The organism is Micromonospora sp. NPDC051006 (genome assembly GCF_044456245.1).
Classification (GTDB): domain Bacteria; phylum Actinomycetota; class Actinomycetes; order Mycobacteriales; family Micromonosporaceae; genus Micromonospora.
Genome location: NZ_JBITFP010000011.1, coordinates 156,167 through 172,705 on the forward strand (window position 1 = coordinate 156,167; position 16,539 = coordinate 172,705).

Here is a 16,539-nt window from a genome sequence, read left to right on the forward strand (position 1 = left end):
CAGGAAACCTGCATGCCGCTCTTCATCGCCATCGGAGGCGCGGTCCTCCTCGTCCTCATACTCATCCTCTTCGTGCTCTCCCGGATCAAGGTGGCCGGGCCGAACGAGGCGTTCATCGTCACCGGCCGCAAGGGCCGCACCACGCAGACCGCGGACGGCGGCCGGTCGACCGACATGTCCGGGCAGAAGGTCGTGCTGGGCGCCTCGGTCTTCGTCCTGCCGGTGGTGCAGAAGCTCCAGTCGCTCGACCTGTCCAGCCGCCGTATCGACGTCGGCATCCGGGGTGCGGTCAGCAAGCAGGGCATCCGGGCCGACCTGCACGGCGTGGCGATCGTCAAGGTCGGCGGCACCGAGGACGCGATCCGGGCCGCCGCCCAGCGCTTCCTGCACCAGCAGGACGAGATCGACAACTTCACCCGGGAGGTGCTCGCCGGCGCGCTGCGCTCGATCGTCGGGCGGCTCACCGTCGAGGAGGTGATCCGGGACCGGGCCGCGTTCGCCAGCGCGGTGGCCGAGGAGGCCGAGCACTCGATGACCAACCAGGGCCTGGTGCTGGACACCTTCCAGCTCCAGGACATCCTGGCGGAGGGCTCCTACCTGCAGGACCTGGGCCGGCCGGAGGCGGCCCGGGTGCTCAAGGACGCGGCGATCGCCGAGGCCCGGGCGCGGCAGCAGGCCGAGCAGGAGCGGCTGCTCGCCGAGGAGGCGATCGCCGAGGCGAACCGGAACCTCTCCCTGAAGCAGGCCGCCATCCAGGCCGAGATCGACGCGGCGAAGGCGAAGTCGGCCGCGGCCGGGCCGCTCGCCCAGGCGGAACGCGACCAGGCGATCCTCTCCGAGCAGCAGAAGGTGGCCGAGCGCAACGCCGAGCTGAAGCAGCGCCAGCTCGACACCGAGGTGCGCAAGCCGGCGGACGCGGCCCGGTACAAGGTGGAGCAGGAGGCGGAGGCGGCCCGCAACGCGGCGGTGCTGAACGCCGACGCGCAGCGACAGGCGGTCATCGCCGCCGCCCAGGCCGCCGCCGAGCAGTCCCGGCTGACCGGTGAGGGCGAGCGGGCCCGCCGGGCCGCGCTGGCCGAGGCGAACGCGATCGAGGGCGCCAAGGAGGGTGAGGCCGAGCAGCGCCGCCGGTCGGCCATCGCCGAGGCGGTCGAGCGGGAGGGTCAGGCCGAGGCCGCGGCGATCCTGGCGAAGGGGCAGGCCGAGGCGGACGCGATGGCCCGCAAGGCCGAGGCGTTCGCCGCGTACGGCGAGGCGGCCGTGCTCGACCTGCTGGTCACCGTGCTGCCGCAGGTGGTGCAGGCGGCGAGCGCCCCGATCGGCGCGATCGACAAGATGACCGTCATCTCCACCGACGGCGCTTCGTCACTGACGAAGTCGGTGGCCGGCAACGTGGCGCAGGGGCTCCAGCTCGGCAGCGACCTGACCGGAATCGACCTGGCCGGGCTGCTCTCCCGGCTCGGCTCGGCCGCCGGCAACGGCAAGCCGTCCGTCGAGGGCGCGGCGGTCGAGACCCGCTGACCGTACGGCGAAGGGCGCCGCTCCCGGTGTGGGAGGGGCGCCCTTCGCGCTGTCTCGGTGGAGCGCCGGATCAGTCGAGGATGCCCTCGTCGCGGGCCCAGCGGAGCAGTTCCGCCTCGGCGGCGTCCCGGTCCAGCGGGCCGTGCTCCAGCCGCTGCTCCTTGAGGTGCTTCCAGGCCCGCCCGACCACCGGGCCCGGCGGTACGCCGAGCAGCTCCATGATCGCGTTGCCGTCCAGGTCGGGCCGGACCCGGGCCAGGTCCTCCTCGGCGGCGATCCGGGCGATCCGCTCCTCCAGCGCGTCGTAGTCCGCGGCGAGCTGGGCGGCCTTGCGGCGGTTGCGGGTGGTGCAGTCCGAGCGGGTGAGCTTGTGCAGCCGGGTCAGCAGGTCACCGGCGTCGGCGACGTACCGGCGCACCGCCGAGTCGGTCCACTCGCCCCGACCGTACCCGTAGAAACGCAGGTGCAGCGCGACGAGCGCGGTGACCTTGGCGGTGACGTCCTTGGGGTAGCGCATGGCCTTCATCCGCGCCTTGGTCAGCCGGGCACCGACCACCTCGTGGTGGTGGAAGCTGACCCGCCCGTCCGACCCGACCGACTTGGTCCCCGGCTTGCCGACGTCGTGCATCAACGCGGCCATCCGGAGGATGAAGTCGCAGCCGTTCTCCTCGTAGCGGATCGCGTTGCCGACCACGGTCAGGGTGTGCTCGTAGACGTCCTTGTGCTGGGCGTGCTCGTCGATCTCGAGCTTGAGGCCGGTCAGCTCGGGTAGGAAGCGCTCGGCGAGCCCGGTCTCCACCAGCAGCCGGAGCCCGGTGATCGGGTCGGCGCCGCAGAGCAGCTTGGTGAACTCGTCCCGGATCCGCTCCGCGGTGATCCGGTCCAGGTCGGTCGCCATGCGGGTCATCGCCGCGTGCACGTCCGGGTGCACGGTGAAACGCAGCTGCGCGGCGAACCGGGCGGCGCGGAGCATCCGCAGCGGGTCGTCCCGGAACGACTCGTGGGGTGCCGCGGGCGTACGGATCACCTTGGCGGCGAGATCGTCCAGCCCGCCGTGCGGGTCGGTGAACCGGTGCTCGGGCAGGCTCACCGCCATCGCGTTGATCGTGAAGTCCCGGCGCTTCAGGTCCTCGCTGAGGCTGGTGCCGTACTCCACCACCGGGTTCCGGCTGACCTGGTCGTACGACTCGGCCCGGAAGGTGGTGATCTCCAGCCGCAGCCCGTCGCGCTGAAGACCGATGGTGCCGAACTCCCGGCCGGTCTCCCAGATCGACTCGGCCCAGCCCTTGACGATCCGCAGGGTCTCGTCAGGGTGCGCGTCGGTGCAGAAGTCGAGGTCCTCGCCGAGGCGGCCGAGCAGGGCGTCCCGTACCGAACCGCCCACCAGGTGCAGCTCGTGACCGGCCCGGGCGAACCGGCGGCCCAGCTCGTCGGCGACCGGTGAGACCCGGAGCAGTTCGGCGACGGCGTTGCGCTGCGCGGCGGTGAGTTCGCGGCGGTCGGCGGCGTGCGATGCGGAGACTTCGGACATGGGATCGCCAGCCTATCGGGCCCGGTCGGGATCCCATCCGCCGGGCGCGGGTAACGGGCTGGGGTTGACTAAGGTCTGTGACGTGCGGGCGGGCGCCCGGCAAGGTACCGGGGGAGGCTGGAGATGAGCGGCGGGCTCTACCGCAGCGCGAACGCCGCACAGGGCGGCGACCCCGGGGGGTACGGCCACGGCCGGCCGACGCCGGACGGCGCCACCTTCATCTCGGCCGAGCCGCTGAACCAGCCGGCCATGGAGTCGACGGCCCCGCCGCAGGAACAGGTCGCCGAGGCCAGCGCCGCGACGAACAGCGCGGTGATGGCGATCGGCAGCCTGGTCAGCCGGGGCACCGGCTTCCTCCGCACGCTGGCGCTGACCGCCGCTCTCGGCGGCGCGCTCGTCGGCGACGCGTACACCACCGCGCAGATCCTGCCCGGGATGGTCTACGAGTTCCTGCTCGGCGGCATCCTCACCAGCGTGCTCATCCCGGTGCTGGTGCGCCGCCGCAAGGCGGACGCCGACGGTGGCCAGGCGTACGCCCAACGGCTGCTCACCCTGGCGGTGGTCACCCTCGCCGCGGCCGCGCTGGTCGCGGTGGCCGCCGCGTCGCTGCTGACCAGGCTCTACACCAGCGACAACCGCGGGTCGGACTATCAGGACCTGGTCACGAACCTGTCGTACCTGATGCTGCCGATGATCTTCTTCACCGGCCTCAGCGCGCTGATCAGCGCGGTGCTCAACACCCGGGGGCACTTCGCCGCCCCGATGTGGGCGCCGATCCTGAACAACATCGTGGTGATCGCCACCGCCGGCCTCTACATCGCGATCTTCGGCGCGGAGATCGTCCGGCCGGAGCAGATGACCGCCGGGCGGATCCTGCTGATCAGCGGTGGCACCCTGCTCGGGGTGGCGATCCAGGCGGCCGGCCTGCTGCCGGCGCTGCGCAAGGTCGGCTTCCAGTGGAAGCTCCGGTTCGACTTCCGCGCGCTCGGCCTGCGTGAGTTGGGCCGGCTCGGTGGCTGGATGTTCTGCTACGTCGCGGTCAGCCAGGTCGGCCTGATCGTGCTCTTCAACCTGCTCAACCGGGCGGGCGACGGGGACGCCGGCGCCCTGATCTACAACAACGTCTTCCTGCTGCTGATGATGGCGCACGGCATCATCGCCGTCTCGATCATCACCGCGCTGATGCCCCGGATGAGCGCCGCCGCCGCCGATGGCCGCTACGCCGACGTGGCCGCCGACCTGTCCCGGGGGACCCGCACGGTCTCCGCGGTGCTCGCCCCGATCGCCGTCTGCTACGCGGTGCTGGCCACTCCACTGGCGGTGGTGCTGTTCCGCTACGGCGCGTTCAGCGAGGAGAACGCCGCCGACACCTCACTCGTGCTGCTGCTCGCCGCGCTCGCCCTGGTGCCGTTCGCGATCAGCCAACTCTTCACCTTCGCCTTCTACGCGCTGCCGGACACCCGCACCCCGGCGCTGATCAACATTCCGGTGGTGGCGCTGCGGATCGGCGTGCAGATCGTGCTCTTCGCCGCGTTCGCCGCCCACTTCGCGGCGGCCGGAATGATGATCGGCAACGCGGTCTCGTACCTGGCCGCGGCGATCGGCTCCGCCTGGCTGCTCCGCCCGCGGGTCGGCCGGATCGGGCTGGCTCACATCATGCGCACCCTGGGCCGGGTCCTGGTCGCCGCGCTCGGCGCCGCGCTGGTCGGTCTGCTGGTGGTCGCCCTGCTGCCCGGCGACGACACGCCGAGCTGGGTGCAGGCGCTCGTCCAGCTCATCGTCGGCGGCGCGGCGATCGGCGGGACCTACCTCGGCCTCGCCATGGTGCTGCGGATCGGCGAGATCACCGAGGTGGTCGGCATGGTCCGCCGCCGGCTCGGACGCTGACCGGGCGGCTCGACCGCTCGACGGCACGCACCGTGACCGTGGATCACCAGGGTTGGGGATGCGGCTGTGGATAACTCCGCGATTTCCCGGTCAGCTACCGGATCGGCCTGTGGATAACCAGCCGTACGGCTGAGCGTGACCGGCCCGTCGGGGGGAACTAGGCCGGTGTTGGCGCGAACCGCCACACCAGCCCGGGCCCCTCCGGCGGCCTCTTGCGGTGAACCCGTAGATTGGCTAGTACATGTGCCAGCAACGTGGCCGACAACGGTCGCAACCGGACGACTTCCCCGGTACCCGGCTCCCCGCCGGGTACGGCGGGAAGATGACATGTCGGGAAGGCGGGCAACCCGGGTAAGGTCGCTCTCGACGGGTACGGCAGGCGCCGGCGCTCAGCGTCGACACCGGTCGGCCGTTCCTTCGAAGGCAGAGCGGGAAGCCACATGCCCAGCAGCGCGGGTCCATCGATCGACACGATCACCGAGGGAGGACGGGTGACCCAGGTCGGCGAGGGTCAGGACGCGGACGAGAGCGCTCCGCCGGTCATGACCTTCGGTGCTCCCACGGCCGGTGAAGTCCTTGCCGATCGCTACGAGCTGGTCGAGCACATCAACAACGACAGCGCCGGCCGGCTGGTGTGGCGCGGTGTCGACGTCGTGCTGCGCCGCCCCGTTGCGGTCGTGCTGCGCTACCCGGGTGGTGACTCCGCCACCGAGATGCTCCAGGCCGCCGTCGCGGCCAGCCGGGTCATCCACCCCAACCTGGTCGGCGTCTACGACGCGATCGACGAGGACGAGCGGGCCTACGTGGTGCGCGAGTGGGTCGACGGGCGCTCCCTGCGCGAGATGGTGGCCGAGGATCAGCTCGATCCCGCCCGGGCGACCGCGATCGGCAGTTCCGTCGCCAGCGCCCTCGCCGCGGTGCACGCCACCGACATGGTGCACGGCAACGTGCACCCCGGCACCGTCATGATCTCCGACGACGGCCGGGTGGTGCTGGCCGACGCCCGCACCGACGGCGCGGACAGCCAGGAGAGCGACATCCGGGCGGTCGGCGGCATCCTCTACTTCGCCCTGACCGGGCACTGGCCGCACGCCGAGGCCCCGCTGCGCGGCGCCACCGCCGGCCACGGGCGCGCCGCTATCCCCGACGCGGTCCGCGACGCCAGCGGCGCCATCGCGGCACCCCGCCAGGTCCGCGCCGGCGTGCCCGCGTACCTCGACGACCTGACCATGGACCTGCTCGACACCGAGATCGCCCCGCCCTCGTCGGACGTGCTCGCCGCCGAGCTGGACCGCCTCGACGTGCCCTCCGAGGAGCACTTCCTGGAGGAGACCGGCGGACCGCTGCGCTTCGCCGCCGACACCGACGAGGAGCCGTCGCCGCTGGCCGCCGCCGGCGGCCGCAAGGTCGCCATCGGCATCGCCGGCCTGCTGGCCGTCGCCCTGGTCGGGCTCCTCATCGGCATCAGCGCGCTGGGTGGTGACGGCGACGACGACCCGCAGACCAACCCCGTCGCCGCGCCCACCTCGAGCGCGCCGGCCGGCGAGGCCACGCCGGCCGCTGCCGTCGGCCCGCTGCGCGTCCAGGACGTGCGGATCGTCGACCCGGACAGCAAGCTGCGCGACGAGCTCGGCGGCGCGAACAAGGTCATCGATGGTGACCGCAACGAGGGCTGGGGCACCGACACCTACACCGCGGCCAAGTTCGGCAACCGGAAGTCGGGCATGGGTGTGTGGCTCGACCTCGGCGCGCTGCACACCGTGAAGTCGGTGCAGGTCGAGCTCTCGGCCACCGGCGCCTCCGCTCAGCTCCTCGCGGGCACGACCAACCCGCCGTCCAGTTCGTCCGGCGACAAGGATCTGGTCGCGAACTACAAGAAGACGCCGATCGGGCAGCCGTTCGAGGAGCACGACGGCACCCGGATGACCTTCGACGGATTCGACGCCGACAAGAAGTACCGCTACCTGCTGCTCTGGATCACGGTGCTGCCCTCGAACGATCGGGGCTACCAGGTCGACGTTCAGGAAATCACGGTCCAGGGCTCGTGAGCCGTTCACCACGATCCGGGCACCGCCTCCGCCGGACGTGGTGATGGACGAACACGAGGGCCGGACGACGGACAGGTCGCCGGCCCCGCACGGGCCCGTCGATCCGCTCGGCGACCTCGCGCTGCTGCGTGCCCACGTCGCCGGCGACCGGGACGCCTTCGCCGAACTCTTCCGCCGACACCGTGACCGCCTCTGGGCGGTGGCGCTGCGGACGATGGGCGACCGCGAGGAAGCGGCCGACGCCCTCCAGGACGCGATGCTCTCGGCGCACCGTGCCGCCGCCCGGTTCCGCGGCGACTCGGCGGTCACCACCTGGATGCACCGGATCGTGGTGAACGCCTGCCTGGACCGGATCCGGCGGCGACAGGCGCACCCCACCGTGCCGCTGCCGGACGGGGCACGCACCGACAACGGGTCGACCACCGGCGGTGTCGAACCGGCCGCCCCGATGCACGACCACGACACCGCGCTGGTGGTCCGGGAGGCCCTCGCCGCACTGCCGGTCGAGCAGCGCGCAGCGCTCGTCCTGGTCGACGTGCAGGGCTATCCGGTGGCCGAGGTCGCCCGCATCCTCGGCGTCGCCGAGGGGACGGTGAAGAGCCGGTGTGCCCGAGGGCGAGCCCGGCTGGCGGTGCTGCTGGGTCACCTGCGACCGGCCACCGGCGACCCGGTCGTGCCCGCGCGGGTGGTGGGCGACGCGCCCGTCGGCCCGGTCGCCGACGTGCCGCCCGTCACCTCCGGGAACCCACGCCCGCCGGAGGGCGTCGGATCGGGGCCGGGGCGATCCCGGCGCGACGCCAACCAGGAGGACACGTGACGGTCGGGGGGTTCAGGGGGGTCGACCACGACCTGCTCGCCGACTACCTCGGCGGCGCGTTGGACGGCACCCCGCAGGAGGCGGTCGTCGCCCGGCTGGTCACCGAGGACGCCGCCTGGGCCGAGGCGTACACGCTGCTCGCACCGGCGGTGGCGGGCGTCCGGGCCGACCTGGCCGGCTGGGGGGAGCCCGCGGTCGAGCTGCCGCCCGCGCTCGCCGACCAGATCACCGCGGCGCTCGCCGCGCTGCCCCCCGTTGACCCGACCGCGCGACTCACCGACGACGAACCGGTCGAGGCCGGCGTCGAGGCCGACGGGACGGTTCCGGAGGCAGCCGTCGAGCCGACGCCGGCCGTCATCCCGGATCGGACGCCCGCCACCGAGGAGGGCGATCAGGATGGCCGCGATGCCGCGTTGGCCGGCACCGGGCCGCGGCTGGTGCCCACGCAGGGTGGTCCGGGGCGGCGCCGGCCCAACAACGGCACCCCGCCGTCGGAGCCGGGCCGGGGTGCGCGCAACGGGCCGGGCCGGCGACAGCGGCGGTGGGGCCGGATCGCCGGGCCGGTGGCGGTTGCCGCGGTCTCCCTGGCGGCCGTCGGGCTCGGCGTGAACCAGCTGGCCGCCGGGCGGCAGGACGGCGGGGCCGACACGGCGTTGAACCAGCCGGCGAGCGCCCCGGACGAGGCCGGTGGGGTTACCCGGACCATCGCCCCGCCGCTGCGCAGCGGCACGGACTACACCCCGCAGAGCCTGGGCGCCCCTGGGGCGTCGACCGAGGCATGGCCGCTCGGGAGCGCGGCTCCGGGCGAGCAGCCCCGGGTCGATGCCGACGGGGAGCGGCTGCCCGCGCCCGACGGGCTGGACCGGCTCGCCCGGCTGACCGACCCGAGCGCGCTGAGCACCTGCCTCAACGAGATCTCGGTGGAACACGGCGCCGGTGCGCTCGTGGTCGAACTGGTCGACTACGCGGCCTTCCAGGGCGAGCAGGCGTTGGTGGTGCGGTTCGCCGACAGCACGGGCGCTCGCTGGGCCTGGGTGACCGGTCCGGAGTGCGGTGTCCCCGGCTCGGGTGCGGACACCCGCTACCGCACGCGGGTAGGGTGAAACCGCGGTCACCGGGCGTTTGACCGTCCACGTGACCTGACCCACCGGATGCCCGGCTCGGGAATTCCCGGTTCGTACGATGAGTTTCGCAAGTAGCTGCCGGCTCTCTCCAGGGGTCGGCACTCGGATCGGCATCGGTGCGCACCGACGCCGAACACACACAACTCGGGAGACGGCAGTGGACGAGGTCCGCAACCTGATCATCATCGGCTCCGGGCCGGCTGGCTACACAGCGGCGGTCTACGCCGCGCGCGCCAACCTCAAGCCGCTGGTGATCGAGGGCGTTCAGTCCGGCGGCGCACTGATGACGACGACCGAGGTCGAGAACTTCCCCGGCTTCGCCGACGGCATCCTCGGGCCCGAGCTGATGGACAACATGCGCAAGCAGGCCGAGCGGTTCGGCGCCGAGTTCCTCACCGACGACGTGACCCGGGTCGAGCTGGTCGACACCGGTGACACCGGCGCCCACGCGGTCAGCACCGTGTGGGTCGGCGAGACCGCCTACCGCGCCCGCGCCATCATCCTCTCCACCGGTTCCGCCTGGCGTCCGCTGGGTGTGCCGGGCGAGCAGGAATACCTCGGCCACGGCGTCTCCTCCTGTGCCACCTGTGACGGCTTCTTCTTCCGTAACCAGCACATCGTCGTCGTCGGCGGTGGTGACTCGGCGATGGAGGAGGCCAGCTTCCTCACCCGCTTCGCGGATTCGGTCACCATCATCCACCGGCGTGACTCGTTCCGGGCCAGCAAGATCATGGCCGACCGGGCGCTGAACAACGAGAAGATCAAGGTGGAGTGGAACTCCACGGTCGAGGAGATCCTCGGCGCCGACGGTAAGGTCTCCGGCGTCCGCCTCCGCAACGTGCACAGCGGCGAGACCAAGGTGCTCGACGTCACCGGCGTCTTCGTGGCGATCGGGCACGACCCGCGCAGCGAACTCTTCCGGGGGCAGGTGGAGCTCGACGACGAGGGGTATGTGAAGGTCGAGGCGCCGACCACCCGGACCAACGTGCCGGGTGTGTTCGCCGCGGGCGACCTGGTGGACCACACCTACCGGCAGGCGATCACCGCCGCCGGCACGGGTTGCGCCGCCGCCCTCGACGCCGAGCGCTTCATCGCCACGCTGCAGGGCTGAACAACCGAAACACACCCGGAGGAGGGTCATAGTGGGAACAACCAAGGCGGTCACCGACGCGAGCTTCGCCGCCGACGTACTGAAGTCCGACAAGCCGGTGCTGGTGGACTTCTGGGCCGAGTGGTGCGGTCCGTGCCGCAAGGTGTCGCCGCTGCTCGAGGAGATCGCGGGCGAGATGGGTGACCAGGTCACCATCGTCAAGCTCAACATCGACGAGAACCCGGAGACCGCCCGGAACTACCGGGTGATGTCCGTGCCGACCCTGACCGTGTTCAAGAACGGCGAGCCGGTGCAGTCCATCGCCGGGGCCAAGCCCAAGGGCGAGCTGGTGAAGCTGATCGAATCGGCGCTCTGACCCGCGCTGAAAGCATCCGGACCCCGTACCCGCCTCACGGCGGGCGCGGGGTCCGGCGTTTTTCCCGCCCGAGCCACCTCGCCGGTCCGGAGCGCATAACCTCAAGCCGGGGCCGCCCGGCCAGCCAGCTTCCGTGCAGAGGGGGTCGTGCGTGCGTCCGATCCGTCCCGGTGACCGCGGGCCCGCGGTCACGGAGATCCGTACGGTCCTGACCGGTCTCGACCTGCTCCCGAGGACGACCCGTCCGCACGACGACGAGTTCGACGTCGAGACCGAGCGGGCGGTACGGGCGTTCCAGCAGTCGCGCGGGCTGAGCGTCGACGGGCGGGTCGGCGCGGAGACCTGGCGGGCCCTGGATGCCGCACGCTGGCGACTCGGCGCCCGCACGCTCTACCACGCGGTGCCCGAGCCGCTCACCGGTGAGGACGTCCGCTCACTGCAGGAGCGCCTGCTGGAGATGGGGTACGACGCGGGCCGGGCGGACGCGATCTACGGCGTACGGACCTCCCGGGCCGTTGCCCAGTTCCAGCGTGAGGTGGGGCTGACCCCGGACGGCTCGTGCGGACCACACACCATGAACGCGCTGCGCCGGCTGGGCCGCAAGGTGGTCGGCGGCCGCCCACAGTGGCTGCGCGAGTCCGACGCGATCCGGCAGTCCGGCCCGACCCTGGTCGGCCGGACCGTGGTCATCGACCCGGGACACGGCGGCACGGACCCGGGGGTGGTGGTACCCGACGGGAATCTGCGCTGGACCGAGGCCGACCTGGTGCACGACCTGGCCAGCCGGCTGGAGGGGCGGCTCGCCGCCGCCGGGGTACGGGTGCAGCTCACCCGCGGGCCGGCGCCCGGGGAGTGCCTGCCGGACCCCGAGCGGGCGCAGCTGGCCAACGCCCTCGGCGCCGACGTGTTCATCTCGCTGCACACCGACGGGCACGCCAATCCGGATGCCGACGGCGTCGCGACCTACCACTACGGCACCGACAACGGGGTCACCTCGGCGACCGGTGAGCGGCTGGCCGGGCTGGTGCAGCGGGAGATCGTGGCGCGTACCGGGCTGCGCGACTGCCGTACCCACGCCAAGGCGTGGGACCTGCTCCGGCTGACCCGGATGCCGGCGGTCCGGGTGGAGCTGGGCTACCTGACCTCCCCGGCGGACCGGGGCCGGCTGGTGGATCCCCGGTTCCGGGACCGGGTGGTGGAGGCGATCGTCGCCGCCGTGCAGCGGATGTACTTCCCGATCGAGCGGGACGTGCCGACCGGCTCGATCGACGTCAGCGAGCTGCGTGCGGTGGTCGCCGCCGGCACGGTGGTGGACTGAGCCGCGCTGGCCGGCCCGGCTGGGCCGCGGCGCCGGACGGGTCAGCCGGAGGCGGTCGACCGGGCGGCCGGGGCGGGGCGGACCGGGCGGAGCAGCGTCTCCGGGCTCATCGAACCGAGCAGCTTCTCCAGCGCGTACTCGACGTCGGACTTCCAGCTCAGCGCGGTACGTAGCTCCAGGCGCAGCCGGGGGAAGCGCGGATGCGGACGTACCGTCTTGAACCCGACGGAGAGGAAGAAATCGGCGGGGGCGACGCAGCCGCCGGCCGGGTCGTCGGCGTCGCCGAACTTCGCATCACCGAACGCCTCGATCGCCTTGATCCCTCGCTTGGTCAGGTCCCGCGCGACGCCCTGCACGAGCATCCGGCCGAGCCCGCCGCCGGCGAAGGCGGCAACCACGTTGGCGGTCATCAACAGCGCCGCGTCGGCGGAGACCGGAGAGGTGGGAAAGGCCATCGAACGGGGCACGTAGGCCGGCGGGGCGTACATGACGAAGCCGGCCGGCATGCCGTCGACGTAGGCGAGCTTGCCGCAGGAGCCCCACTCCAGCAGCGTCTGGGAGACCCAGGCCTCCTTCTCCAGGCCGGGATCGCCGGCGGCGCAGGCGCGGTCCGCGGAGACCGGATCGAGCTCCCAGTAGACGCACTGCCGGCACGGGCGGGGCAGATCCTCCAGGGTGTCCAGCGTCAAGCTGACCAGACGTCGCGACATGGCGCATCCCCACAAATAGGCTCGGTGCTGAACCCGGCACGGAACGACAGCGCCGCCTTCCTGCCCCCGACGAGCGATCGTACGCCGCCAACCGACCGTACGGGAGAGGACGCGCGAACCCTCACCGCGGCGGGTGACCGCGTCCGGGATATGGACGATCCTCGTGTGCGTACCGCCGCCCCTGGTCAAGGCCGACTAGGATCGACATTCGGCGTCCCGTGCCGCCATGGTCGCCGGTGTCCCGGGTATGCCCCGAACGGGAGTCCGCCCCGCAGCGATCGAGGTGATGTCATGACCGGTACGACGCTCGACGACTACACCGACCGGTACGCCCGTCGCGTCCGGGGGATGACCGCCTCGGAGATCCGGGCCCTCTTCGCGGTGGCCAGCCGGCCGGAGGTCGTCTCGCTGGCCGGCGGTGCGCCCTACATCGCCGCGCTGCCGCTCGACGCGGTCGGCGAGATGCTCGGCCGACTCGGCGCCGAGCAGGGCGTGACCACCCTCCAGTACGGCATCGGCCAGGGCACCCTGGAGCTGCGCGAGCGGATCTGCGAGGTGATGGCGCTCTCCGGGATCGACGCCGGGTGCGGCGCATCCCCGGAGGACGTGGTGGTGACCGTCGGCGGGCAGCAGGCGCTCGACCTGGTGGCCCGGCTCTTCCTCGACCCGGGCGACGTGGTGCTCGCCGAGGGCCCGACCTACGTCGGCGCGCTCGGGGTGTTCCAGGCCGCCCAGGCGCAGGTGGTGCACGTGCCGATGGACGACGACGGGTTGATCCCCGAGGCGCTCGAGGCGGCCATCGCCGACCTGGCCCGGGCCGGCCGGCGGGTGAAGTTCCTCTACACCATCCCCACCTACCAGAACCCGACCGGCGTGACGCTGACCGAGGAACGCCGGGAGCGGGTGCTCGACATCTGCGAGCGCGCCGGCCTGCTGGTGGTCGAGGACGACCCGTACGGGCAGCTGGGCTTCGAGGGTGAGGCACCGGCGCCGCTGCGCGCCCGGCGGCGGGAGGGCGTCTTCTACCTCAGCACCTTCTCCAAGACCTTCGCGCCGGGGCTGCGGGTGGGCTGGATCCTGGCTCCGCACGCCGTCCGCGACAAGCTGGTCATCGCCAGCGAGGCGCAGATCCTCTGCCCGAGCGGATTCGCCCAGGCTGCCGTCTCGACGTACCTCGGCACCATGCCCTGGCGGCAGCAGCTCAAGGTCTACCGCGAGGTCTACCGCGAGCGCCGCGACGCGATGCTGGACGCGCTCGCCGACCTGATGCCGGCGGACACTACCTGGACCACGCCCGGCGGCGGTCTCTTCGTCTGGGCCACGCTGCCCGACGGCCTCGACTCCAAGGCGATGATGCCGCGCGCCGTCGCCGCCCGGGTCGCCTACGTCCCCGGAACGGGCTTCTACGCCGACGGCACCGGTGGCGGCAACATGCGGCTGAACTTCAGCTTCCCGGCCCCCGAGCGGATCCGCGAGGGCGTGCGCCGGCTGGCCGGGGTGATGGAGCAGGAGCTCGCGATGCGCCGCGTGTTCGGCACCGTGCGCGGGGCCGGCTCGCGCCGGGGCCAGGCCGGCTCGGACACGCCGGGACCCGACTTGGCATGATTCCGGCATGGGTACGACCGCTGCCGAACAATCCGTGACCGCAACCGCCGTCACCGACGATCTGCGCGTTCTGGTGCTGGCCGGCGGGCTCTCCTACGAACGGGACGTCTCGCTGCGCTCCGGCCGCCGGGTGCTCGACGCGCTGCGCGCGGTCGGCATGGACGTCGAACTCCGGGACGCCGACGTCGCGCTGCTGCCGGCGCTGGCCGTCGACCCGCCCGACGCGGTGGTGATCGCCCTGCACGGCGCGACCGGCGAGGACGGCTCGCTGCGCGGCGTGCTCGACCTGTGTGACGTGCCGTACGTCGGCTGCGACGCGCGGGCGTCCCGGCTGGCCTGGGACAAGCCCTCGGCGAAGGCGGTGCTCCGCGAGGCGGGCATCCCGACACCGGACTGGGTCGCCCTGCCGCACGACCGTTTCTCCGAGCTGGGTGCGGTGGCGGTGCTCGACCGGATCGTCGACCGGCTCGGCCTGCCACTGATGGTCAAGCCCGCGCAGGGTGGCTCGGGCCTGGGCGCCGCCGTGGTCCGCGACGCCGCGGCCCTGCCGGCCGCGATGGTGGGCTGCTTCGCGTACGACTCGACGGCGCTGGTCGAGCGGTACGTCCCCGGAATGGATGTCGCGGTCTCCGTGGTCGACCTGGGCGACGGCCCCCGCGCGCTGCCGGCGGTCGAGATCGTGCCCCGCAACGGGGTGTACGACTACGCGGCCCGGTACACCGCCGGCCGGACCACCTGGCACACGCCGGCCCGGCTCGAGCCCGAGGTGGCGGACACCGTGGCGAAGGTGGCGCTGGCCGCACACGCCGCCCTCGGCCTGCGGGACCTGTCCCGGGTCGACCTGATCGTCGACGCCGACGGGCAACCGCACGTGCTGGAGGTGAACGTCTCGCCGGGCATGACCGAGACGTCGCTGCTGCCCCTCGCGGTGGCGTCCGACGGTCTGGACTTCGGGCGGGTACTCAGCTCGTTGGTGGCCCGGGCCGCCGCCCGCCGGCGCTGACCGCCTCCGGGGCGCGCCGGCTCAGACCTCGGCGGCGGCCGGGACGGTCGACGTGCCCTGGCCGTCGCTCCTATTCGGCGGCCGGCTTACCCTTCGCCGCACCGGCCTCGGCGTCGGCTTCGGCCTTAACTTCGGCTTCGGCTGCGGTCTTCGCTTCGGTCTTCGCCTCGGTCTTCGCTTCGGAGTCGGAGTCGGAGTCGGAGTCGGAAGCGGCTGCGGCCACCGGCTCCGGGTACTCCTCGGCCGCCTCGATCACCGACGTCGGCTCCTCCTCCTCGGGGCTGCTGACGGGGGCGCTGTCGGTGAGGCTGGACGGTGCCTGCCACTGAATCCGCGGCGGCTCGGCCAGCGGACGGCCGCCGAACTCGGCGAGCCAGGCCGCGATCATCGCGAGATTCTCTCGCCACTGGGATTCCGGGATCGGCGGCAGGATCGAGTCCCAGAGCGGCAGGAAGGTGCCTCGCAACTGGAGACGGCCGTAGGGCCGGGCCAGGAACCACATGTGCAGGTGCGCGGAGCCGTCGCCCCAGCGGTTCACGTGCACACGCGCCACCCCGTCGAGCGAGCGGATCGCCCGCTCCAGCCGCACGGTCATCACCCCGAGTTCCGCGGCGAGCAGATTCGGCAGATCGCCGAGATCGAGGTGAGACCGGGACTCCAGGATGAGGACCATCGGGAGGCCGGTCGGGCGGTCCATCGCGCGTACCCGCCACCGCTCGCCGACCCAGATGTAGGCGTCGTCGGGCGCGCTGCATGCCGTGCATTCCCGGGGGCCCTCGCCCTTGCGGGGCGGTTCGACCGGGACCGGATCATCGAGCTGCTTGACGCGGATGTCGCCTTCGAAGGGGAACGAGGGCCACTGGGTGAAGTCCGGAACTACGGGAGGGGTGTCGGGCACGAGGCTGACCCTAACCGAGTCGAGCACCGGTGTCCCTACCCGAATCAGCGGTTGTCGTCGGCACCCCCGAAGCCCCGGGCCGGGCCGTCCACACGGTTATCCACAGGCCTCCGCAGCGGCGAATACGCCCCGTCATCCACAGGCCCACACCCCGTTCCACGCGCTGTTTCACGTGAAACTGCGGTCGCCTGTGGAAAACCGGTGTGGATAACTTTGGCCGGCTCCGCGACCGCGCTGGATCGACGACGCGCCGCTCCGGGTCACGGCCCGTTTCACGTGAAACGGCGCCCGGCGCCGGCGGGGCTTTGCTGGGCACGCGGGGCTGCGGGAGCGGGTGGGCGCTGCCTCCGACGTTCGATGATCTCCGGCTCGGACCGCCGGTGTCCGCCCGTGCCGCAGGCAGCGGCGACAGGTGCAGGGACACGGGCTGGCGTCCCTACCGGGAACAGGCGGAGGGACACCGGCTCGACGCCCCGGGCCGGGCGGCCGGCCAGGGCCCGTGCGGCGGCGGGTTCGAGGCGGCGGTCCAGACGGGGGCGGCCCAGGCGGCGACGGTCCACGCGGGGGCGGCCCAGGCGGCGGCCGTCCAGGCGGGGGCGGCCCGGGCGGCG

Annotated in this window: 13 protein-coding genes; 10 read left to right on the plus strand and 3 right to left on the minus strand. The window is 72.7% G+C overall.

Going from position 1 to position 16,539, the window contains the following annotated elements:
* The first annotated feature begins 12 nt into the window (after positions 1-12).
* Positions 13-1,521, plus strand: coding sequence for an SPFH domain-containing protein (locus tag ACIBBA_RS18990; protein ID WP_350868713.1), 1,509 nt, complete (start codon positions 13-15; stop codon positions 1,519-1,521).
* Positions 1,522-1,591: 70 nt separating this feature from the next.
* Here the strand turns inward: ACIBBA_RS18990 and ACIBBA_RS18995 are convergent, their stop codons facing one another.
* Positions 1,592-3,052, minus strand: a complete 1,461-nt coding sequence (locus ACIBBA_RS18995) for a CCA tRNA nucleotidyltransferase (protein ID WP_396698821.1) — start codon at positions 3,050-3,052, stop codon at positions 1,592-1,594.
* 123 nt (positions 3,053-3,175) lie between these two features.
* Between ACIBBA_RS18995 and murJ the strand changes: the two genes are divergently transcribed.
* The 7 genes from murJ (at position 3,176) to ACIBBA_RS19030 (ending at position 11,712) form a co-directional block, all read left to right on the plus strand.
* Positions 3,176-4,939, plus strand: a complete 1,764-nt coding sequence (murJ, locus tag ACIBBA_RS19000; RefSeq protein ID WP_396698823.1) for a murein biosynthesis integral membrane protein MurJ — start codon at positions 3,176-3,178, stop codon at positions 4,937-4,939.
* A 440-nt stretch (positions 4,940-5,379) separates the two neighbouring features.
* The gene (locus tag ACIBBA_RS19005) at positions 5,380-6,987 is read left to right on the plus strand and encodes a protein kinase (RefSeq protein WP_396698825.1); all 1,608 of its coding nucleotides are present in this window, start codon (positions 5,380-5,382) and stop codon (positions 6,985-6,987) included.
* Positions 6,988-7,030: 43 nt separating this feature from the next.
* Entirely contained in the window at positions 7,031-7,804 is a 774-nt protein-coding gene (gene sigM, locus ACIBBA_RS19010) for an RNA polymerase sigma factor SigM (RefSeq protein WP_396698827.1), read from the plus strand.
* The gene (locus ACIBBA_RS19015; RefSeq protein WP_396698829.1) at positions 7,801-8,907 is read left to right on the plus strand and encodes a hypothetical protein; all 1,107 of its coding nucleotides are present in this window, start codon (positions 7,801-7,803) and stop codon (positions 8,905-8,907) included. Before sigM ends, ACIBBA_RS19015 begins: the two co-directional genes overlap by 4 nt.
* Positions 8,908-9,085: 178 nt before the next feature.
* Positions 9,086-10,039: a thioredoxin-disulfide reductase gene (gene trxB / locus ACIBBA_RS19020; protein ID WP_396698831.1), complete on the plus strand. Its 954-nt coding sequence runs from the start codon at positions 9,086-9,088 to the stop codon at positions 10,037-10,039.
* Between the two features lie 31 nt (positions 10,040-10,070).
* Entirely contained in the window at positions 10,071-10,394 is a 324-nt protein-coding gene (gene trxA / locus ACIBBA_RS19025; protein ID WP_350868700.1) for a thioredoxin, read from the plus strand.
* A gap of 151 nt (positions 10,395-10,545) precedes the next feature.
* Positions 10,546-11,712 carry an N-acetylmuramoyl-L-alanine amidase gene (locus ACIBBA_RS19030; protein WP_396698833.1) on the plus strand — a complete coding sequence of 389 codons (1,167 nt, stop codon included), beginning with the start codon at positions 10,546-10,548 and terminating at the stop codon, positions 11,710-11,712.
* 41 nt (positions 11,713-11,753) lie between these two features.
* Here the strand turns inward: ACIBBA_RS19030 and ACIBBA_RS19035 are convergent, their stop codons facing one another.
* Positions 11,754-12,422 (minus strand): GNAT family N-acetyltransferase, encoded by a 669-nt coding sequence (locus ACIBBA_RS19035; protein WP_396698835.1) that lies wholly within the window; start codon positions 12,420-12,422, stop codon positions 11,754-11,756.
* A 291-nt stretch (positions 12,423-12,713) separates the two neighbouring features.
* Between ACIBBA_RS19035 and ACIBBA_RS19040 the strand changes: the two genes are divergently transcribed.
* Positions 12,714-14,027 carry a PLP-dependent aminotransferase family protein gene (locus ACIBBA_RS19040; protein WP_396698837.1) on the plus strand — a complete coding sequence of 438 codons (1,314 nt, stop codon included), beginning with the start codon at positions 12,714-12,716 and terminating at the stop codon, positions 14,025-14,027.
* 7 nt (positions 14,028-14,034) lie between these two features.
* Positions 14,035-15,030, plus strand: coding sequence for a D-alanine--D-alanine ligase (locus tag ACIBBA_RS19045; RefSeq protein ID WP_396698839.1), 996 nt, complete (start codon positions 14,035-14,037; stop codon positions 15,028-15,030).
* A gap of 70 nt (positions 15,031-15,100) precedes the next feature.
* Here ACIBBA_RS19045 and ACIBBA_RS19050 read toward each other — a convergent pair whose 3' ends face one another.
* Entirely contained in the window at positions 15,101-15,928 is an 828-nt protein-coding gene (locus tag ACIBBA_RS19050; protein WP_396698841.1) for a hypothetical protein, read from the minus strand.
* Positions 15,929-16,539: the final 611 nt, after the last annotated feature.